This window comes from Blautia sp. NSJ-175, from assembly GCF_022867815.1.
Classification (GTDB): domain Bacteria; phylum Bacillota; class Clostridia; order Lachnospirales; family Lachnospiraceae; genus Blautia; species Blautia celeris.
The window spans coordinates 98,736-116,588 of sequence record NZ_JALIFQ010000001.1; the positions used below are offsets into that span (position 1 = coordinate 98,736).

The window sequence follows — 17,853 nt, forward strand, 5'->3', positions numbered from 1 at the left end:
TGAAAGGCAGCACATTTTTGTGTGATTAGCTGATGGGAAGAACTACTTTGAATGTGGTACCTTCACCGGATTTTGATTTGAAGGAAATAGTGCCTTTGTGAGCGCTGACGATGCGCCTGCAGATAGGCAGACCGAGACCGGTACCTTCCTGTTTATGCGTGATAAACGGCTCAAACAGGTCGTCCTGATATTCAGAAGGAATACCGTTACCGGTATCCGATACCGTGAAGATGATGGATTCGCCGTCTGACTGTATGGCGCAGTAAATATGTCCTTCTGTTTCAATCGCGTCTGACGCGTTTCTTATCAGGTTGAGAAAAAGTTGACGAAGTTTAATACCGTCAGCTTTTATAACGGGTATTGGAGATAGTTTCTGCAAATCTATAGTGATATGCCGTTCATTCAAAGCCGGGGTCACAGATTCAATTACTTCGCAGAATGTATTATATATGTTGGAATTCTGCAGATTCAGTTTTTCAGAGTTATTGAAGGCGGATAATTCATTGAGAAGTGATTTTAGAAAATCCATATTCTCCATGATTTTTTGCCAGTAGTTATCCTGTATAAGTTCAGGATGCCGTCCTTCCAGTAGCTGCATAAAGCTGTTAATCAAAGTGACAGGATTTCTTATTTCATGAGAAACCTGGGAAAGCATAAACTGATGCTTCATTTTTAATTGCTGATAAAGCATCTTATAATCAGCAGTTTCGGGCATCCTGGTGCTCTGGTCAGTGCCGGATTGTATCGTCATTAGGTGTCCCCCCTGTTCTTTCTTTACGTTGATAGTGTAGCACTGTTACTGCCAAATATCAAATAATTTCATAACCTAAAAAGCGCCAAAAAACGACAAACTAATGACAGAATGCCGTCGAAATGAGCCGGCAAAAGCAGCACAGAAAGGAGAAATAAATATGTCGGATTGTATTTTTTGTAAGATTGCAAACGGCGAGATTCCGTCTGCAACGCTCTATGAGGATGAGGACTTCCGGGTCATACTGGATCTGGGACCAGCAAACAAAGGACATGCTTTAGTTCTGCCGAAACAGCACTATGCCAATCTCTATGAAATTCCGGATGAACTGGCAGGTAAAGCGATGGTGCTTGCAAAGAAAATAATCACCAGAATGAGGGATGTTCTCGGCTGCGATGGTTACAATGTTGTGCAGAACAACGGGGAAGCAGCGGGCCAGACTGTTTTTCATTTCCATATCCATCTGATTCCGCGCAGCGTTGGGGACAATGCTGGGATTACATGGACGCCGGGCGAATTAACAGAGGAGGATAAGCAGGAAATCCTTGAGAAGTTTTCAATGGATTAGACTTCAGGAAAAGGGTTGAGATGACAGAAGAAAAATTTCGTGAAATCTTTCGTCAATATTATCGTTTAGTTATGAAAGCGGCATACTGCGTTTTATTTGATGCAGACCTTTCACAGGATATCTGCCAGGAAACATTTCTAAAGTTTCTGGAAAAGGTGGACACTGTGGATAAAACACGTTATGCGGAGTGGCTTACAGTCTGTGCAAGAAGAAAGGCAATTGACTTTTGCAAGAAAGCCTATCAGGTACATGAAGTAGTTACGGCTGACCGTGCCGAAAAAGAAGATACGGATAAAATGGCACAAAGGAGTGACAGCGGAGGAAAGCGCACCGGATTTTATAATGATGATATGGCGCAGATGATGGTGCACAAAGAATTTACCGGTACGATTCTGAATTCTTTAAAAGCAAAGAATACGGACTGGTATGAGATTATGGTAAGAACACATGTCATGGGAGAAAACGATGAAGAGATTGCCTGCGCTCTTGGTATCACCATAGGAAATGTGCGTACCAAGAGACACAGGATGATGGAATGGCTGAAGCAGAGATTTCAGTCAGAATATGAATCACTATGATTTATTTGTTCACGGCCTGTTCAAAAAGCCGGACGATTTCTTCAATAGAATCTGTCAGCTTGCTTTTTGACATGGCATCCGCATAAGAGGCGCGGTTTTTATAGAGGGAGTGAATGGTCTCAAGGAGTTTTTCATTTGTGATCTCTTCCTCTTCCAGAACTACACTGTAGCCCATACGTTCAAAAGAACGGGCATTCAGTATCTGGTCACCGCGGCTTGCACGGGCAGAGAGCGGAATCAGGAGATTGGGCTTTTTCAATGCACTCAGTTCACAGATGGCATTGGCGCCGGCTCTTGAAATGACAACATCCGCAAGGGCAAACAGATCGGCAAGCTCCTTTTTGATATATTCATACTGTACATAGCCTTTTGTGTTTTTTAATGATTCGTCCAGTTTTCCTTTGCCGCACAGATGGATCACCTGGAAAGTTTTAAGCAGTTCAGGAAGGACTGCACGGACGGCATCATTAACGGCTGCAGCGCCAAGACTTCCTCCAATGATCATAATAACCGGTTTGTCTTTTGTAAAACCGGTAAATTCCAGAGCCCTTTCGGGGCTTCCTTCCAGCAGTTCCTGCCGTATAGGAGTTCCGGTCAGCACAGCCTTGTCGGCTGGCAGTTCAGACACGGTCTCAGGAAAGTTGCAGCACACTTTTGTGGCAAAAGGAATGGATATTTTATTAGCCAGACCGGGTGTCATGTCAGATTCGTGGATAAAAGTGGGAATTTTCCTCCTGCTCGCCGCGATCACCACAGGCACGGTAACAAAACCGCCTTTGGAAAAGACAACATCGGGTTTTAACTGCTTCATAAGTTTTTTAGCTTCCGCAAAGCCTTTCATAACTTTGAATGGGTCAGTAAAGTTTTTGACATCAAAATAGCGTCTTAATTTACCGGATGCAATCCCATAGTAAGGGATGCCCATTTCTTCTATCAGTTTTTTTTCGATTCCTTCATAGGAACCGATGTAAGAAATGGTATAACCAAGTTCCTTTAGGCGGGGAATCATTGCAATATTGGGGGTAACGTGTCCGGCAGTACCGCCGCCGGTAAGTACGATATGTTTCATGGTGTCCTCCTGCTCATTCAAAATAATAGTTAAAAACAAATACTATAAGATAATATGATACACTTGTCAGGAAAAGTCAAGGAAAGATAGGAGTTTCATGAGTAAATTGGACGAAAAGCAAATTGAAAAAACACATAAGTCTGCGGCAGGCCAGGAAGACAAAGCGTTTGAGGAATGGGTCAGCCAAAGAGTCCTTGATGAAACCGCAGAGATGATAAACGGGTTAGAAAACGACCCGGACTTAGATGATTTTGAGCCCTCCGAGGAACTGTTCCAAAAGATAGTCGGAATAGCAAAGGAAAGGGGCCTCCTGGCCGAAGATGATGAGACAACTGAAGACGAGGCAGATGAGATTGTTGAGAAAATAGAACTTTCAGAGATTGTAAAAGAAGAAAACGTAACAACAGAAGACGAAACTTTCCAAAAGTTAGAAAATATGTCTGCTAAAAAAGGTATACTCTATTTTAAACATAAACGCTTTGTAATGAAATGGGCGGCTATGATTGCAGTCACTCTTGTCGGTATTTTTGGAATATCAATGAGTAGCCAAGCAAATAGAGCATTTGTAATGCAGAAAATGGATGAAATTTTTGGAAATGATGTTAACACAAAATTAAATAATACAGGTGATACTATTCCGAGTAGTGTCAACGAGGAGGAAGACAGGAAAAGTATAGAGACATTTTTAAATGTTAAAGTACCAGCATTTTATTACTTACCTGACGGAACTACATATGATACATACCACTTAGATAAAGATGCACATGCGGCATATATGAGATATAAATATCAAAATAAATATCTATATTTTCAAATACTGGAAAATCACAGTGAATCTAGTGGGATTTATCGCAATGACCAGGGAACAATGGTTGATTATTTGTCAAATGAATGGTGTAACTCTAAAATTGAACTTTGGAAAATTGAGGAGGAAGGAGATGAGATGCCAGTTTATCTGGCGCAGTGGGACTATAAAAACTCTTATTTTTGCATTAGTGGAAAAATACAAGAAAATGATATGAGACAAATTATAGAAAATATGATTTATTAATTTAGAAGGGAATTGTATAATAATGAAAAAAGTTATTCAAGCATTAAAAAAATTTATTAAACCGGTTATAATTGGTATGTTGGTTATTAGTATGACATCAGCAAGTGTTAGTGCAGAAGGGCTAGATGAGTTAGGGAAGATAGTTGATGGTTCAGAATTGACAAATAAAGACAGTGCTGAAGATATACAGGGGACATTAACAAGAGGTAATATTTTAAACCAGGGAATTGCTAAAATTACTAATTTGGGAAATGGAAGAGTTAATGTATATGGCTCCGCAACTTGTTTCGTTACGTGTGATAAAATCAATGTAAAATTAACTTTGCAAAGATATTCTGGTGGAGCATGGTATAATGTTGAAATGTATGATGATACTGCCTATAATTCAGCTACATTAACAAAAAGCTATAATGTGAGTGTTTCGAAGGGATACTACTATAGGGTAAAAGGTGCATGTGTGGCACAAAAAGGTGGTACAACGGAGTCAAAATTACCTACAACAGATGGCATTTGGATTGGATAATATTGGTTTCTAGAGATATCCTGAAGTATTATTTTATTAAATAATCTGAAAAGTTCTATTAAACTCCCCCCCTTTACGGTATAATGAAAGTAACCATACTTTTATATAACCGCAAAGGGGGTTCTTTTATGAAACTGACTTTTATAGGTGCGACTCATGAGGTTACGGGAAGTTGTTATTTCCTGGAGGCGGCGGGGAAGAAGTTTTTGGTGGACTGTGGAATGGAGCAGGGGCCGGATCAGTATGAAAACCAGGAGATTCCGGTGGCATTGTCCGAGGTGGATTTTGCACTGCTGACCCATGCTCACATTGACCATTCCGGCAATTTCCCGCTGGCTTATGCAAAAGGATTCCGGGGACCTATTTATGCGACAAATGCTACCTGCGACTTGTGTGACATCATGCTTCGTGACAGTGCGCATATTCAGATGTTTGAGGCTGAGTGGCGTAATCGCAAGGGACAGAGAAACGGACAGCCTGATTTTGTACCGGCGTATACCATGGAGGATGCTCTGAATGTGATCAAACAGTTTGTGGGGTGTGAATACAGCAGAAAAATCCAGATTGCAGACGGTATACAGGTAAGATTTGTGGATGCCGGGCATCTTCTGGGGTCCTCAAGTATTGAGATTTGGATAACAGAGGAGGGCGTGGAGAAGAAAATCGTGTTCTCCGGAGACATCGGCAACCTGGACCAGCCGCTTATAAAGGATCCGGAATATCTGGACAGTGCGGATTACGTGGTCATGGAATCCACCTATGGGGACAGGAGTCACGGCGAACGGCCGGACTACGCCAGGGAATTGGTGAAAATTCTGAAAAGAACCTTTGACAAGAACGGAAACGTGGTGGTGCCTTCCTTTGCTGTGGGCAGAACTCAGGAGATGCTGTATTTCCTCAGACGAATCAAAGAGGAGAATATGCTTCCGGAATACCCGTATTTTGATGTCTATGTGGATAGCCCCCTGGCTGTCCAGGCTACCAATATTTTTAAGGAGCATTATACAGACTGCTACGACGAGGAGGCTATGGCGCTTATCGAGAAAGGTATCAACCCCATTGCATTTCCGGGGCTGAAACTCTCCATAACCAGTGACGAATCAAGAGCCATCAATATGGATGACAGCCATAAGGTCATCCTGTCAGCCAGCGGCATGTGTGACGCGGGACGTATCAAGCATCATCTGAAACATAATCTCTGGAGGCGCGAATCCACCATTGTATTTGTGGGATACCAGGCAGTCGGCACGCTGGGACGCGCGCTGCTGGAGGGGGCCACGGATGTGAGGCTGTTCGGTGAGGAAATCCATGTCTGTGCCGATATCGTGAAGCTTCCGGGAATCAGCGGCCATGCGGATGACGCGGGGCTGATGCGCTGGGCGTCCTCCTTCAAGGAGAAGCCAAAGCGTGTCTTCGTGACACACGGGGATGACCAGGTATGCGATCTGTTTGCGGAAAGACTGAAAAATGAGCTGGGATACGATGCCATGGCGCCCTTCAGCGGCACAGAATTTGATATGCTGGCGAATGAATTTGAGAAGGAAACGGTTGGAATTGTCATCAAACACGCCAAGGAGAAGGCAAAAGCCCGCAAGGCTTCCGGTGTTTATGCAAGACTTCTTGCAGCAGGACAGCGGTTAATGACGGTTATCCGTCATAATGAGGGCGGCGCAAATAAGGACCTGGCGAAGTTTGCAGATCAGATCAATTCCATGTGTGATAAGTGGGACCGCTGACTGCCGGGAAGCGGCGATAAAACTATTGTAACTGTTCAGTACCCTCACAGTTACGAGCAAAAATCCATGCAGAATCGCCTTCGGCGATGGGATTTTTGCCTGGCTGCTGAACGTGTTCTTACGGTCAGCGCAGTAAATGCGCAGACCTGCTGAATAGTTACAAACTATTTTACAAAAAGAATGGGGGATTTAAAATGAAAACAAGTGAAGACGTGAGAAAACTGTGTGAGGAAAAGCAGATCCGTATGATAGACTTTAAAATGACGGATTTAAACGGACGCTGGCGTCATGTGACAATTCCGGTGGAACGTTTTGATGATGACATTTTCGTCTATGGAATCGGTTTTGACGGTTCTAATTACGGTTATGCTCCTATAGAAAAAAGTGATATGGTATTTATTCCGGACCCGGATACTGCCACAGTGGACCCATTTGCCGAGATTCCCACACTGACTATGTGCGGAAATGTCTGCACCATAGGGGAGGATGAGAATCGGCCTTTTGACCAGTATCCCAGGAATGTGGCCCTCAAAGCAGTGGAATACATGAAGGAAGAGCAGATTGCTGACCGTATGGTGATTGGGCCGGAGTTTGAATTTTATCTGCTGGACCATGTGAGTTATAATGTGACACCACAGAAGTGCAGTTACAGTATTGACACCAGGCAGGCGGAGTGGAACAGCGGCATAGACAACGGACAGAACAGCGGCTATCAGGTTCCGTATCAGGGTGGCTACCACGCGGCAGCTCCCCAGGATGTGGGATATAATCTCAGAAGTAAAATGTGTATGCTTCTTGAGGACTGGGGCGTAAAGGTAAAATATCATCACCATGAGGTGGGCGGCCCGGGCCAGATGGAGATTGAGGTAGAGCTGGGCGATATGGTGGATATGGCAGATAAGACCATGATCGTAAAATATGTTCTGAAAAATGCAGCAGCCGCAGAAGGCAGAACCGTTACCTTCATGCCGAAACCCATTTACAAAGAGGCCGGAAACGGTATGCACGTGCATATGCTGCTCATGAAGGACGGGACACCCATTTTCTACGACAAAGACGGATATTCAGGACTGAGTGATACAGCGCACTATTTTATCGGCGGTCTGCTCAGACATATTGCGTCCCTGTGCGCGTTTACCAACCCCTCTACCAACTCTTTCAAACGCCTCGTACCCGGTTATGAAGCGCCTGTGACCATCGGATATGCAACATCGAACAGAAGTGCTGTCATCCGTATTCCGGCTTATGCCAAGAAACCGGAGGCCAAGAGGTTTGAACTGCGCAACCCGGATGCCACAGCAAATCCGTATTATGCCTATTCCGCCATCCTCATGGCAGGACTGGACGGAATCAGGAATAAGATAGACCCCCGTGAGCACGGATGGGGACCTTTTGACTGCAACCTGTATTCCCTGTCCCCTGAGGAGCAGAAGAAGATACAGAGTCTGCCCCGTTCCATGGGAGAGGCCCTGGACGCTCTGGAGAATGACCACGATTACCTGACAGCAGGCGGTGTCTTCCCTCAGCGTCTCATTGATATCTGGCTGGAAAGGAAGAGGAAGGAGCTGCAGGAGATCGAGCAGATTCCAAGCCCCTCAGAATTTAAATATTATTATGATCTGTAAATAGACAGCATCACAGGCGGGATCCCGTTAAAATCCCGCCTGTGATAAAGGAGACGGAGGTACAGCATGGAGAACACGGGTAACCAGCCCAGGCGCTTCTGCAGAAAATGCCTTCTTCAGGACATGGATGAAGGACAGTATTTTGATGACATGCGCAGATACATAGATAATCTGGATGAAGACCTGAAGGTATCTTCACAGTTCTATGATGAGCGGCTTGCCTTCTGCAGAAAATGTGATAACTTAATAAGCGGAATGTGCAGAGTCTGCGGCTGTTTTGTGGAGATGCGCGCTGTTATGAAGAAGAACGGTTGTCCGGGGATTCCGAAGAAATGGTGAGAAGGAGGAGCCAGCATGAAGTTTGAAGAAGATTATGTCATGAGAATGATAAAGGATATGGTGAAAGCATTGGCCTGTGTTGTTTTCGGAAAGAGATTTACGGAATATGAAGTGGAGGAGGAAAAAGCCGACGACACGGATTTTCTCTACCGTGACATTATTGAGATGGCAGACAGGGGAAAGATCAACGAGGCGGAAAACATACTTCTCACGGATATGGACCGGACGGACAAAAGATACATGGAAATGGCCATGAGCTTTTATCTTCATATCAACAAATACACAGATGAGTTTCTGTCAGCCAACGGCTACAGCCGCCAGGAAATCCTGGACGGGGTGGAGGCATTGGCTGAGGCAAACGGCATCAAAGGACTGGACGGACTGTCTGACGGATTATAAGTCAGATCGTCCGTTTTTTTGTGCATATACCACTTGACACATTATACTATGTAATGTATAGTATAATGCATAAGGAGGCGATACCATGGACACACAGCTAAAAAAAGGTTTTCTGGAATTTTGTGTTCTTGCTGCACTATACAGATCGGATTCCTACGGATACCAGATCATAAAAGACATATCCGTTTGTATTGAGATATCAGAATCGACGCTGTATCCCATATTAAAGCGTCTGGAGGCAAACGGATGCCTGGAGACATATTCTGTGGAGCACAATAGCCGACTGCGCAAGTATTACAGGATAACAGAGACAGGGAAAGAACATATCCAGGAGTTTTTAAATGACTGGCAGCAGGTAACAGACATATATGAATTTGTGAAGGGAGCGGTTGAACATGAAGAAGGATGAATTTTTAAGCAGTCTCGAACGGCTGCTGCGGAGCTTGAAAAGGGAGGAACGGAACAGATTCCTGTCCTACTACGCGGAAATGATCGAGGATTACATGGAGGACGGATGTGAGGAGGAGGATGCCGTACAGCGGATCGGAAGTCCCGGTGAGATTGCACAGGAAATCCTCTCTGACAGGGAGACGCAGCCGGCACGGCCCACACCCACATGGATGAAAATAGGTGTGATCGTTCTGCTGATACTTGGCTCACCTCTCTGGGGAAGCCTGGTCCTGGTTGCTATCTGCTGCGCACTGGCTGTTGTGATCATGGTAATGAGTGCCTATGTGATTATCTGGTGTATTCCCTTTATATTCGGGGTATTTTCTGTATCCAGTCTGGTACTGGCTGTAGTCAGTACGGTGGGTTCCGTGATAATAATGTTCCGGGACACAGCCACCGGTACGGTGCAGATGGGAGTCGGAATCCTGCTTGCAGGCATCTTTTTGGTGACAGCACTGCTTACCTTGGAACTGGGCAAGAGATTTGTAGGTGTAACGAAAAAATTCAGCAGATGGCTTGCAGGTCTGTATCAGAAAAGGAGAGGTGTCAGAGCATGAATATAAAATCATTAAAAAGTAAAATCCTTCTGGCCGGCATTATTTTCATGCTGGTCGGTACCACAGTAGGACTGATCGGTCTCGGTATGACCGGATTTGAACCGGATAGACTGATGAAATGGAAAGAGGGCAGATGGTACCAGACCGTTAATTATACAGACGATAACTTCTGGATCGGTATCAGACTCAAGGACGGGAGTTTCTACATCACCAGTTATACTGCTTTTGACTGACAGAGATAATCAGTTATCCATATTTTTATAGTAAAACACGGCAAGCTGTGTCCTGTCACGCAGGCTCAGCTTGTCCAATATCGCACTCAGATAATTCCGCACAGTGCCCTCACTGAGATAGAGGCTCTGTGCGATTTCTTTGTTATTCAGGCCTTTTGCCACCAGCTCTATGACATCCATTTCCCTGTCAAGAATCCCGTATTTGCCAAGATCTGTTCTCTGCGGCTTTCCCATCATTTTAGGGATTTTCGTGACGATCTCGCTGCCGAACACACTCTGTCCGGACATGACAGAGCGCAGGGCAGGGGCAATGGTCTCAATATCCTGTTTTATCAGATACCCCTTGGCACCGATACGCAGCGCGCGGATAATATATTCGTCGTCGGAGAAGGTGGTCAGAAAAAGAATCCTGGCATCCGGGTGCTTTTCCAGTATCTCCGCGCCGGCGTCCAGCCCGGAGCAGCATCCCATCTGAATGTCCATGAGCAGAATGTCGGGCTGTATTTCTTCATACAGGCGGACGGCCTCCTCCCCGCTGCTGCCGGAGGCGCACACCTCTATGCCCGGTTCTGCCTGCAGGATCGTTTTCAGCGAAATGCAGACAAAGGGATCGTCGTCAACAATAATAATTCTCATAAATAACACCTCACATCTGATTTTTCATGGTATGTCCCTGTTTGGGAATGGAAATAAAAATGCGGAAACCGTTCTGAACCTCTGTCCTGAAAATGCCGTGAAGATCTTCCACCCGCTCCCTCATATTCATAAGCCCGATTCCCCCGGACCCTGCCGCTGCCGTCTGTGTTCCGTTATCCCGGATGATAACCTGATAGAATCCGGGATGTTCCAGTACAGACAGAGAGGCCTCCGTAGCATTGCTGTGCCGGGAGATATTGGACAGTGCCTCCCGGACAATGGCGATAATACAGTATTTCAGTTCCTTCCGTTCAATCTCGGCATTGTAATTCAGGGTTACAGGACAGAAAGTGAATTCCTCTGCCAGCCGGGTGAGTACCATGCGCAGGTCCACAGATTCCTCATGCAGATTGTGGACGCTGCTGCGCACATTGTTCATGGCATCATCCAGTGTGGATTTGACAGCAGTAAGCTGCGCGGCCAGCTCCTTCTGTTCCTTCCATATAACCTGCATGGCACTGATCTGGAAGAGGGAGCGTGTCAGGAGGTGCCCCACATTGTCATGGATTTCCCGGGCGATCCTGTTTCGCTCTGTCAGAGTCGCAAGCTGGATCTCATACTCCTGCTTTTCCAGAAGCTCCTTGTTTTTCTGTTCCAGATGCAGAGATTCCTCCCGGGTGCTGTCCTGGGAGAGATGGAACTGTGCCATCATATTTTCATATTCCATGGTCAGCCGGGACAGATACAGCGCCAGCACCCCTGTGAACAGAAAGAGGAAAAATGCCGGCAGTGTGAAGTTATGAAAATGATACAGGTATAAAGGCACCCATGCGAACCGCAGGTACCATTTCCCGGATCTCTCACAGTCGTAGAAAAACAGCGGGAGAAACAATGCCAGTTCAGGAAGGAAGAGGGAGAGCACAAGACACCCGCCGCAGAGATATTCCAGCGGCCGTTCCCTGTCAAAATAGGAAATGAGGGCAGATACGCTGACGGATAAAAGCAGCAGGGAGATAAGGGAAATATCCACAGGCTGCCCGATGAGATTCATGGTACAGAATAAGAAAATAAAACACTTGTTCAACAGCTCTCTCATATATCCCCCTCCTCTTTGCAGACCCGCTCACTTCTGTGCTTGTATTTAGAGTGTATCACAGGAATGGGCAAAAAGTAAGGTGCAGCAGGAAGAAATGACAAATGTCATGTACAGAGGCCTGTATTCATGACAACGCTCACTGTCCCCGGCAGCAGATACCTGTTAGAATGAAGTCAGATAAGAAAAAGGGAGGATTAACCTATGATCATAGAAGTGAACAATCTCGTAAAACGATATAAAGACCTGGTAGCCCTGGACCATTTTGAGCTTCATGTTGAACAGGGTGAGATATACGGCCTGCTCGGGCCAAACGGCAGCGGCAAGACTACAGCGATCAACTGTATGCTGTCTCTGCTGAAATACGACAGAGGGGAGATCCGGCTTTTCGGTGAACCCATGGCACCGGATAACCGGGCAGTAAAGCAGCGGATCGGCGTTGTCATGCAAAATGTGGCGGTTTTCAGCGAACTGACTGTATATGAAAATATAGATTATTTCTGCGGCATGTATGTCCCTGAAAAGACAAAGCGGAAAGCCCTGGTCGAGGAAGCTCTGGAATTTACGGATCTGAAAGACTTCAGAAAGTTTCTGCCCAGAAAGTTAAGCGGCGGTCTTTTAAGGCGTCTGAACATTGCATGCGGCATAGCACACAAGCCGGAGCTGATCTTTATGGATGAGCCGACAGTGGCCGTTGCCCCCCAGAGCAGAAACAGCATTCTGGAAGGCATCAAAAAGCTGAATAAGAACGGTGCTACCATTATTTACACCACACATTACATGGAAGAGGTGGAGCAGATCTGTTCCCGCATCATGATCATGGATAAGGGCAGGGAAATCGCCTCCGGCACAAAGGAGGAGCTGAAAGGCCTCATCCGCACAGGGGAGAAGATAACTGTGGAGGTGTCCGAGCTGGCACCGGATATCCTGGAAAAAATCCGGAAAGCAGAGGGGGTCCTTAACGCGGAATATGAGGGAAATCTTCTGCAGGTACAGTGTGAGAGCGGCGGTCACAGCCTTATTACGCTGCTGGATATCCTCAAAAAGAATGAAATCTATTTCGGCAGAATATTCTCAGAGCCGCCGACCTTAAATGATGTCTTTCTGGAAATCACGGGAAAAGAGCTGAGGGATTAGGAGGGATATATATGTTCTGGAATATTTACAGCAAACGTTTACTGAGCTGCTTACGGAACAAAGACCAGCTTATATGGATTTGGGCCTTTCCGCTGATTCTGGCCACTCTGTTTTATTTTACCCTGTCATCCGTGGGGGAGGCAGATAATCTGAAAGCCATACCCACAGGTGTGGTCACAGACGCGGCATATGAGGCGGACCCCATGTTCGGCCAGGTGCTTGATCAGGTGGGCAGCGGGGAGGATGCGCTTCTTAACATAACGGAATACACCCGGGAGAATGAGGCGGACAGAGACCTGGAGACAGGCAAGATCGCCGGATATATCCTGCTTCAGGACAATACCCCGAAGCTTATGGTAAAGCAAGACGGAATGAACCAGACCATACTGAAGAGCTTTTTGGACCGCTATGTGCAGACAGAGGGAAATATAAAGGCGATCATGGAGAAAAATCCGGACTACAATCTTAACTGGGAGGAGATCATGGGCGGGGCTTCCCTGACAGAGAATATGTCACTCTCCTCACAGCCTTATTCCCCCATCCTGAATCCTTACTACGGCCTGATAGCAATGGTATGCATGTACGGTGGGATGCAGGGCCTTATGAGCATCACCTATCTGCAGGGGAACCTCTCCCCTCTCGGAGCCAGACGTATGATGGCGCCTCTTAGCAGGATCCGGGTGATCTTCTGTGATATGACAGGAAGCATAACTGTGCATATGATGAGCCTGCTGTTTCTTCTGTTTTACATTACAGTGATTCTGAAGGTGGACTTTGGAAACAAGCTGCCGCTTCTTGTTCTGACCTGTTTTGTTGGCTCCATTCTGGGCGTAGCATTCGGCACGGCGGTCAGTTGTCTGTCAAAGCTGGGAGAGAGCATGAAGGTGGGCATACTGGTATCTGTTACCATGCTCTGCTGCTTCGGTGCAGGTATGATGGAATCCAGTATGAAGTACCTGATAGACCAGAAGTTTCCGGTCATCTCCTGGCTGAACCCTGCAGCGAGAATTTCGGATGCATTATACTGTCTGTATTATTTTGACGACTATCAGAGATACGGTCAGAATATAGCGGTGATCATGGCTATGTCGGCTGTTCTGCTGCTGTTGTCAGGCGTATCATTAAGGAGGCAGAGTTATGAGAGTATTTAAGGCGTGTCTTTTGGTAATAAAGCGCAGAATGGTTACATTTGCCACCTATTTCGCTATATTTATCGGCCTGTCCATTCTGCTTTCACAGTTTTCTAAGGAGAGCTTTAACAGCGGATTTGAGGAGAACCGTCCGGAATTTACCGTGATAAACAGGGACGGGGAAACCCCATACACGGAAAAAATGATGGATTTTCTGAAGGAACACGGAACCTATGTGCCCCTGGAGGATAGTATGGAGGCCCTCAAGGATGCCAGGTTCAACGACGCAGTCAGTTATATCCTCATTATACCGGAGGGATTCCAGGATGCCCTGCAGAAGGATAAACCCATAAAGCTCCTGGAAAATATGACACAGAATTCCGCGTCAGGCTATCAGATGAGTAGTTATGTCAACCAATATTGGGATTATATAAGAACATGGGAAAAAATAGGGGGGAATCCTGACAAAGAGAAGACAGCAGATAAAGTTCTGGAACTGCTGGGAACCGGCGCTAAGGTGGAAAAACGCCAGTATCTGAAAACGCAGCCCGTATCTGCCGGTTATCAGGCCCAGTATCAGGTGGCGCCGTATATCATACTTGTCATCTGTGTACTCTGCATCACATCTATTTTTCTCAGTTTCCAGCGCTCAGATATCAGGATGAGAAATATGTGCGGGCCTCTGAAACCATTCACACGGCTGTGGCAGATGGGGCTGGGATGTGCCAGCGTGGGAATCGTATTTTGGATACTGCTCACCATAGCCGGGTTTATCATATATTATGACTCGGTGAAGGAAATGGATATCAGAATAACCGCACTGATCCTTCTGAACAGCTTTGTCATGCTTCTGTTAGCCATGGCGATTTCTGTGCTGGCTGCGCTCTTTGTGAGAGATGCCAACACCCAGAACGCTGTTGCCAATATACTGGCGCTGGGCCTGTCATTTCTTGGAGGAGCCTTTGTACCTACCAGCATTATGGGGGAAAGCGTGCTGAAGTTTGCAAAATGCCTGCCTGTGTACTGGTATGAAGAATGTCTGAACGAGATCAGCGGTCTTACCGGCTTCGGTATGGAGAACCTGATGCCTGTGTGGAAATGCATGGGGATATTGATGGGATTTACCGCAGCCATCCTCTGTATCACTTTAGCTGTCAATAAGCAGAAGAGCGGCGCTGAGGAGTCCTTTGGAAGCAACAAGACGGAAATAGAATTATAGCCTCTAAGCGGGCACTTTGAAACAGCCGGAGTTCAGCGATGAAGTCCGGCTGTTTAAAGGATACAGGCAGCCGCCAGAAGAAGGAGCAGCCCGCCCGCATTCAGGGAAAGGAACAGCAGCAGGTAGGATTTTAAATCAGCCTGTTCTGTTTTCAGATAAAATTTCAGGGATATAAGGCTTGCAAGGGAGGCAATGGGAGTTCCCAGGCCTCCCAGATTTGTCCCCAGAAGGAGGGCCTTCCAGTTCTCCGTGAAAGAGGACAACAGTACAGCAGCAGGCACATTGCTGATAACCTGGCTGGAAAGTACAGCAGTCAGCATCCCGTTTTTTTCCATCAATCCGGACAAAAAGGCGCGCACTGCCTCCATCCTTCCCAGATTTCCGGAAAAGATAAAAAAGCAGATAAAAGTGGCAAGCAGAAAATAATCCACACTCCGAAACAGATCCCTGGAGAAAAGCAGCATACATGCAAGCACACACAGGGTCAGAACCTGATAAGACAGAACATGGAAGATGGTCAGCAGACACATAAGGAAAAGTACGGCAAAGACAGCCAGAAGCCGCGGCTGTTCCAGCGGTGAAGACTCCTTAAAATACACCCTTATGGGTTCCCTGCGCACAAAGCAGATGCAGAACAGAAGCAGCACCAGACTGATAGCGACAAAGGGGAGCATGGTAAGGAAAAAGCTGCCCATCCCCAGGTCATATCTGGAACAGAGGTAAAGATTCTGCGGATTACCGGGCGGAGTTGCCATACTTCCCAGATTGGCGGCAATGGTCTGCAGCACAATGACAGGTGAGGTATACCTGTCCTGTTTTATAATATGCAGCACCAGTATGGTGAACGGGACAAAGGTGAGGAGCGCCACATCGTTTGTGATCACCATGGAGCTGAAGAAGGGGAGCAGGACCAGAACCAGTGCAAGTCCCCGCATGTGGTTCTGTGCTCCCAGAAGCTTTTCCGCCATTATACGGAAAATACCGCATTTCTGAAAGCCTGCCGTCACTGCCATGAGACAGAACAGAAGGCAGAGGGTACGAAGGTCTATGTAACCTGCATAAGCTTTATCCGGCTTCACGGCAAGCATGGAGAGCAGGGCAAAAAGGAGAGAGATGCAGAATACAGTCTCTCCCCTGATGAGTTTTTGAAAATAAGATTTCATATTTCAGTTTACGCATTCTGTGCCTTGATGGATTCCAGAGCCAGTGCAAGCTGATCCGGGCAGGAAGTGCCGCGTCCGCCGCAGTCGGTTCCTTTCAGGCGTTCGATGACTTCGTTAACCTTCATTCCCTTTACAAGGCTGGCAATTCCCTTTGTATTGCCATTGCATCCTCCGTTGAATTTTACAGATGCGATGGTGTCTCCGTCCAGCTCGATCTCGATAGAACGTGAACATACGCCTCTTGTCTTATATACAGTCATGATATATTCCTCCATTCGTATTATCTGCGGATAATTATAGCAGATATGGGAGGAAAAGAAAATAGGTGATTTTGGCTTGCATTTTACAAAACACTCTGCTAATATAATATCGATAAAGCACAAAACATCGAAGGAGATGAATCTCCCTGTTTTGTGCTTTTTTTCTGCTCAGAGAAAAGCGGCGTTACGGTTCTCTGTGCGTCCGGCAGCAAAGCAGTTTCCGGGGAAAATGCAGTGTCACAGCTGCCCCGCGGTCTGGTTCGCCGCTTATGGAAACAGAGCCCTCATGTGTCCGCATGATGCGCTCCACGATGGTAAGGCCCACACCGGTTCCCTCAAATTGGGAGGTATCGTGCAGGCGTGAGAAGACCTGAAACAGCTTTCCGGCATTTGCCTGATCAAAGCCCGCGCCATTGTCCTTCACAGTCACCGTAAGTCCGGAGGCATCTTCCGTGCAGGATACTGTTATTTCAGCAGTCTCCCGGCGCCGTGTGAATTTAATGGCATTGCTGAAAATGTTCTGGGCCAGCAGTTTCATAAGCGCAGGATCTGCATTCAGAACAGGTATCTCTTTCACAGAAATGAGAAATTTACGCCCAGGTTCAAGCCCGGTGAGTTCCTCACAAGTGTTGCGGAACAGTTCTGCAAGGTCTACCGGCTGCATATGGGACTCCACTTGTCCTGTGCGGGAGAGCTCTAAAAGACGTTCCGCCATTTTTAGAAGCTGTTCGCATTTTTCATCCAGCAGGCCTGCAATGACAGCGGCCTCACTATTCTCCCGGACGGGGCAGGTATCTGTCAGCATGGCGGCAAGCTGTCTCAGTACCAGGAGCGGAGATTTTAGATCATGGGAGATATTGTGACAGAACTGGTCCAGCTCATGATAGGCATCCTTCAGCCCTTCAGACTGGCTGACGATTCGGATTTGGTTTTTCACCCTTGCCAGCAGTTCCAGAGGCCGGAAGGGCTTGGACACATAATCCTGCCCTCCGGCCAGAAAACCTTCCTGTATACTTTGCTCATCATCGCTGGCTGTGACAAAGACAACGGAAATATCCTCATATTCTTTCTTTGTGCGTATGGCCCTGCACACCTGGAAGCCGTCCATACCTTCCATAGACACGTCCAGAAGTACAATGGAGGGTCTCTGCCTTTTGATGAGGCGCAGGGCATCCCTTCCGTTCAGGGCAACGCGGATAGGATACCCCAGTTCTTTGAGGATGGTTCCGGCATTTTGCAGATGTTCAGGTACGTCATCCACAATCAGAATATTTATAGGGGTCATAAGCAGGACCTTCTTTCTTTTAAAATAATAATATTATAGATTGCAGAAGGA

The 17,853-nt window shown here is 46.6% G+C and carries 21 protein-coding genes; 14 read left to right on the top strand and 7 right to left on the bottom strand.

Annotated elements, in window-relative coordinates:
* Positions 1-25: 25 nt before the first annotated feature.
* Entirely contained in the window at positions 26-751 is a 726-nt protein-coding gene (locus tag MUB35_RS00500; RefSeq protein WP_103732468.1) for a sensor histidine kinase, read from the bottom strand.
* Between the two features lie 160 nt (positions 752-911).
* On the opposite strand from MUB35_RS00500, the gene MUB35_RS00505 reads away from it, so the two are divergent.
* Both MUB35_RS00505 and MUB35_RS00510 read left to right on the top strand, forming a co-directional pair.
* Entirely contained in the window at positions 912-1,319 is a 408-nt protein-coding gene (locus tag MUB35_RS00505; RefSeq protein ID WP_033142069.1) for an HIT family protein, read from the top strand.
* A 20-nt stretch (positions 1,320-1,339) separates the two neighbouring features.
* A complete protein-coding gene (locus MUB35_RS00510; RefSeq protein WP_033142068.1) occupies positions 1,340-1,897 on the top strand; it encodes an RNA polymerase sigma factor in 558 nt (185 codons plus the stop codon).
* A gap of 1 nt (position 1,898) precedes the next feature.
* Here MUB35_RS00510 and MUB35_RS00515 read toward each other — a convergent pair whose 3' ends face one another.
* Positions 1,899-2,966, bottom strand: coding sequence for an undecaprenyldiphospho-muramoylpentapeptide beta-N-acetylglucosaminyltransferase (locus MUB35_RS00515; RefSeq protein WP_054350461.1), 1,068 nt, complete (start codon positions 2,964-2,966; stop codon positions 1,899-1,901).
* 97 nt (positions 2,967-3,063) lie between these two features.
* Here MUB35_RS00515 and MUB35_RS00520 point away from each other — a divergent pair, with 97 nt between their 5' ends.
* From MUB35_RS00520 to MUB35_RS00560, 9 genes are all read left to right on the top strand, one after another.
* Entirely contained in the window at positions 3,064-4,017 is a 954-nt protein-coding gene (locus MUB35_RS00520; protein WP_186970972.1) for a DUF4367 domain-containing protein, read from the top strand.
* A 22-nt stretch (positions 4,018-4,039) separates the two neighbouring features.
* The gene (locus MUB35_RS00525) at positions 4,040-4,540 is read left to right on the top strand and encodes a DUF6147 family protein (protein ID WP_207727850.1); all 501 of its coding nucleotides are present in this window, start codon (positions 4,040-4,042) and stop codon (positions 4,538-4,540) included.
* Positions 4,541-4,668: 128 nt separating this feature from the next.
* The gene (locus MUB35_RS00530) at positions 4,669-6,276 is read left to right on the top strand and encodes an MBL fold metallo-hydrolase RNA specificity domain-containing protein (protein WP_033142065.1); all 1,608 of its coding nucleotides are present in this window, start codon (positions 4,669-4,671) and stop codon (positions 6,274-6,276) included.
* Between the two features lie 194 nt (positions 6,277-6,470).
* Positions 6,471-7,901, top strand: coding sequence for a type I glutamate--ammonia ligase (glnA, locus tag MUB35_RS00535; protein WP_186970971.1), 1,431 nt, complete (start codon positions 6,471-6,473; stop codon positions 7,899-7,901).
* Between the two features lie 66 nt (positions 7,902-7,967).
* Entirely contained in the window at positions 7,968-8,240 is a 273-nt protein-coding gene (locus MUB35_RS00540) for a DUF6171 family protein (protein WP_054350464.1), read from the top strand.
* Between the two features lie 15 nt (positions 8,241-8,255).
* Positions 8,256-8,639 (top strand): DUF6483 family protein, encoded by a 384-nt coding sequence (locus MUB35_RS00545; protein WP_054350465.1) that lies wholly within the window; start codon positions 8,256-8,258, stop codon positions 8,637-8,639.
* Between the two features lie 85 nt (positions 8,640-8,724).
* The gene (locus MUB35_RS00550) at positions 8,725-9,048 is read left to right on the top strand and encodes a PadR family transcriptional regulator (protein WP_033142061.1); all 324 of its coding nucleotides are present in this window, start codon (positions 8,725-8,727) and stop codon (positions 9,046-9,048) included.
* The gene (locus tag MUB35_RS00555; RefSeq protein ID WP_103731832.1) at positions 9,035-9,646 is read left to right on the top strand and encodes a DUF1700 domain-containing protein; all 612 of its coding nucleotides are present in this window, start codon (positions 9,035-9,037) and stop codon (positions 9,644-9,646) included. Before MUB35_RS00550 ends, MUB35_RS00555 begins: the two co-directional genes overlap by 14 nt.
* Positions 9,643-9,879 (top strand): hypothetical protein, encoded by a 237-nt coding sequence (locus MUB35_RS00560; RefSeq protein WP_054350468.1) that lies wholly within the window; start codon positions 9,643-9,645, stop codon positions 9,877-9,879. Before MUB35_RS00555 ends, MUB35_RS00560 begins: the two co-directional genes overlap by 4 nt.
* A gap of 9 nt (positions 9,880-9,888) precedes the next feature.
* Here MUB35_RS00560 and MUB35_RS00565 read toward each other — a convergent pair whose 3' ends face one another.
* Both MUB35_RS00565 and MUB35_RS00570 read right to left on the bottom strand, forming a co-directional pair.
* Positions 9,889-10,515 carry a response regulator gene (locus MUB35_RS00565; protein ID WP_054350469.1) on the bottom strand — a complete coding sequence of 209 codons (627 nt, stop codon included), beginning with the start codon at positions 10,513-10,515 and terminating at the stop codon, positions 9,889-9,891.
* A gap of 10 nt (positions 10,516-10,525) precedes the next feature.
* Positions 10,526-11,611, bottom strand: a complete 1,086-nt coding sequence (locus MUB35_RS00570; protein ID WP_186970970.1) for a sensor histidine kinase — start codon at positions 11,609-11,611, stop codon at positions 10,526-10,528.
* A 201-nt stretch (positions 11,612-11,812) separates the two neighbouring features.
* Between MUB35_RS00570 and MUB35_RS00575 the strand changes: the two genes are divergently transcribed.
* The 3 genes from MUB35_RS00575 to MUB35_RS00585 are packed head-to-tail and all read left to right on the top strand — an operon-like array spanning position 11,813 to position 15,094.
* Entirely contained in the window at positions 11,813-12,745 is a 933-nt protein-coding gene (locus MUB35_RS00575; protein ID WP_186970969.1) for an ABC transporter ATP-binding protein, read from the top strand.
* Between the two features lie 11 nt (positions 12,746-12,756).
* Entirely contained in the window at positions 12,757-13,896 is a 1,140-nt protein-coding gene (locus MUB35_RS00580; RefSeq protein ID WP_033142055.1) for an ABC transporter permease, read from the top strand.
* Positions 13,883-15,094, top strand: coding sequence for an ABC transporter permease (locus MUB35_RS00585; RefSeq protein ID WP_244805676.1), 1,212 nt, complete (start codon positions 13,883-13,885; stop codon positions 15,092-15,094). Before MUB35_RS00580 ends, MUB35_RS00585 begins: the two co-directional genes overlap by 14 nt.
* Positions 15,095-15,147: 53 nt before the next feature.
* On the opposite strand, the gene MUB35_RS00590 is transcribed toward MUB35_RS00585, so the two are convergent.
* From MUB35_RS00590 to MUB35_RS00600, 3 genes are all read right to left on the bottom strand, one after another.
* Positions 15,148-16,257 (bottom strand): SLC13 family permease, encoded by a 1,110-nt coding sequence (locus MUB35_RS00590; RefSeq protein ID WP_148391721.1) that lies wholly within the window; start codon positions 16,255-16,257, stop codon positions 15,148-15,150.
* Positions 16,258-16,265: 8 nt separating this feature from the next.
* Positions 16,266-16,517, bottom strand: a complete 252-nt coding sequence (locus MUB35_RS00595) for a TIGR03905 family TSCPD domain-containing protein (protein ID WP_033142095.1) — start codon at positions 16,515-16,517, stop codon at positions 16,266-16,268.
* Positions 16,518-16,701: 184 nt separating this feature from the next.
* Positions 16,702-17,802 carry a hybrid sensor histidine kinase/response regulator gene (locus MUB35_RS00600; RefSeq protein ID WP_186970967.1) on the bottom strand — a complete coding sequence of 367 codons (1,101 nt, stop codon included), beginning with the start codon at positions 17,800-17,802 and terminating at the stop codon, positions 16,702-16,704.
* Between the last annotated feature and the right edge of the window lie 51 nt (positions 17,803-17,853).

Coding starts and splice junctions, on each gene's coding strand:
- MUB35_RS00500 (WP_103732468.1), bottom strand. CDS start 751: ATGACGATACAATCCGGCACTGACCAGAGCACCAGGATGCCCGAAACT.
- MUB35_RS00505 (WP_033142069.1), top strand. CDS start 912: ATGTCGGATTGTATTTTTTGTAAGATTGCAAACGGCGAGATTCCGTCT.
- MUB35_RS00510 (WP_033142068.1), top strand. CDS start 1,340: ATGACAGAAGAAAAATTTCGTGAAATCTTTCGTCAATATTATCGTTTA.
- MUB35_RS00515 (WP_054350461.1), bottom strand. CDS start 2,966: ATGAAACATATCGTACTTACCGGCGGCGGTACTGCCGGACACGTTACC.
- MUB35_RS00520 (WP_186970972.1), top strand. CDS start 3,064: ATGAGTAAATTGGACGAAAAGCAAATTGAAAAAACACATAAGTCTGCG.
- MUB35_RS00525 (WP_207727850.1), top strand. CDS start 4,040: ATGAAAAAAGTTATTCAAGCATTAAAAAAATTTATTAAACCGGTTATA.
- MUB35_RS00530 (WP_033142065.1), top strand. CDS start 4,669: ATGAAACTGACTTTTATAGGTGCGACTCATGAGGTTACGGGAAGTTGT.
- glnA (WP_186970971.1), top strand. CDS start 6,471: ATGAAAACAAGTGAAGACGTGAGAAAACTGTGTGAGGAAAAGCAGATC.
- MUB35_RS00540 (WP_054350464.1), top strand. CDS start 7,968: ATGGAGAACACGGGTAACCAGCCCAGGCGCTTCTGCAGAAAATGCCTT.
- MUB35_RS00545 (WP_054350465.1), top strand. CDS start 8,256: ATGAAGTTTGAAGAAGATTATGTCATGAGAATGATAAAGGATATGGTG.
- MUB35_RS00550 (WP_033142061.1), top strand. CDS start 8,725: ATGGACACACAGCTAAAAAAAGGTTTTCTGGAATTTTGTGTTCTTGCT.
- MUB35_RS00555 (WP_103731832.1), top strand. CDS start 9,035: ATGAAGAAGGATGAATTTTTAAGCAGTCTCGAACGGCTGCTGCGGAGC.
- MUB35_RS00560 (WP_054350468.1), top strand. CDS start 9,643: ATGAATATAAAATCATTAAAAAGTAAAATCCTTCTGGCCGGCATTATT.
- MUB35_RS00565 (WP_054350469.1), bottom strand. CDS start 10,515: ATGAGAATTATTATTGTTGACGACGATCCCTTTGTCTGCATTTCGCTG.
- MUB35_RS00570 (WP_186970970.1), bottom strand. CDS start 11,611: ATGAGAGAGCTGTTGAACAAGTGTTTTATTTTCTTATTCTGTACCATG.
- MUB35_RS00575 (WP_186970969.1), top strand. CDS start 11,813: ATGATCATAGAAGTGAACAATCTCGTAAAACGATATAAAGACCTGGTA.
- MUB35_RS00580 (WP_033142055.1), top strand. CDS start 12,757: ATGTTCTGGAATATTTACAGCAAACGTTTACTGAGCTGCTTACGGAAC.
- MUB35_RS00585 (WP_244805676.1), top strand. CDS start 13,883: ATGAGAGTATTTAAGGCGTGTCTTTTGGTAATAAAGCGCAGAATGGTT.
- MUB35_RS00590 (WP_148391721.1), bottom strand. CDS start 16,257: ATGAAATCTTATTTTCAAAAACTCATCAGGGGAGAGACTGTATTCTGC.
- MUB35_RS00595 (WP_033142095.1), bottom strand. CDS start 16,517: ATGACTGTATATAAGACAAGAGGCGTATGTTCACGTTCTATCGAGATC.
- MUB35_RS00600 (WP_186970967.1), bottom strand. CDS start 17,802: ATGACCCCTATAAATATTCTGATTGTGGATGACGTACCTGAACATCTG.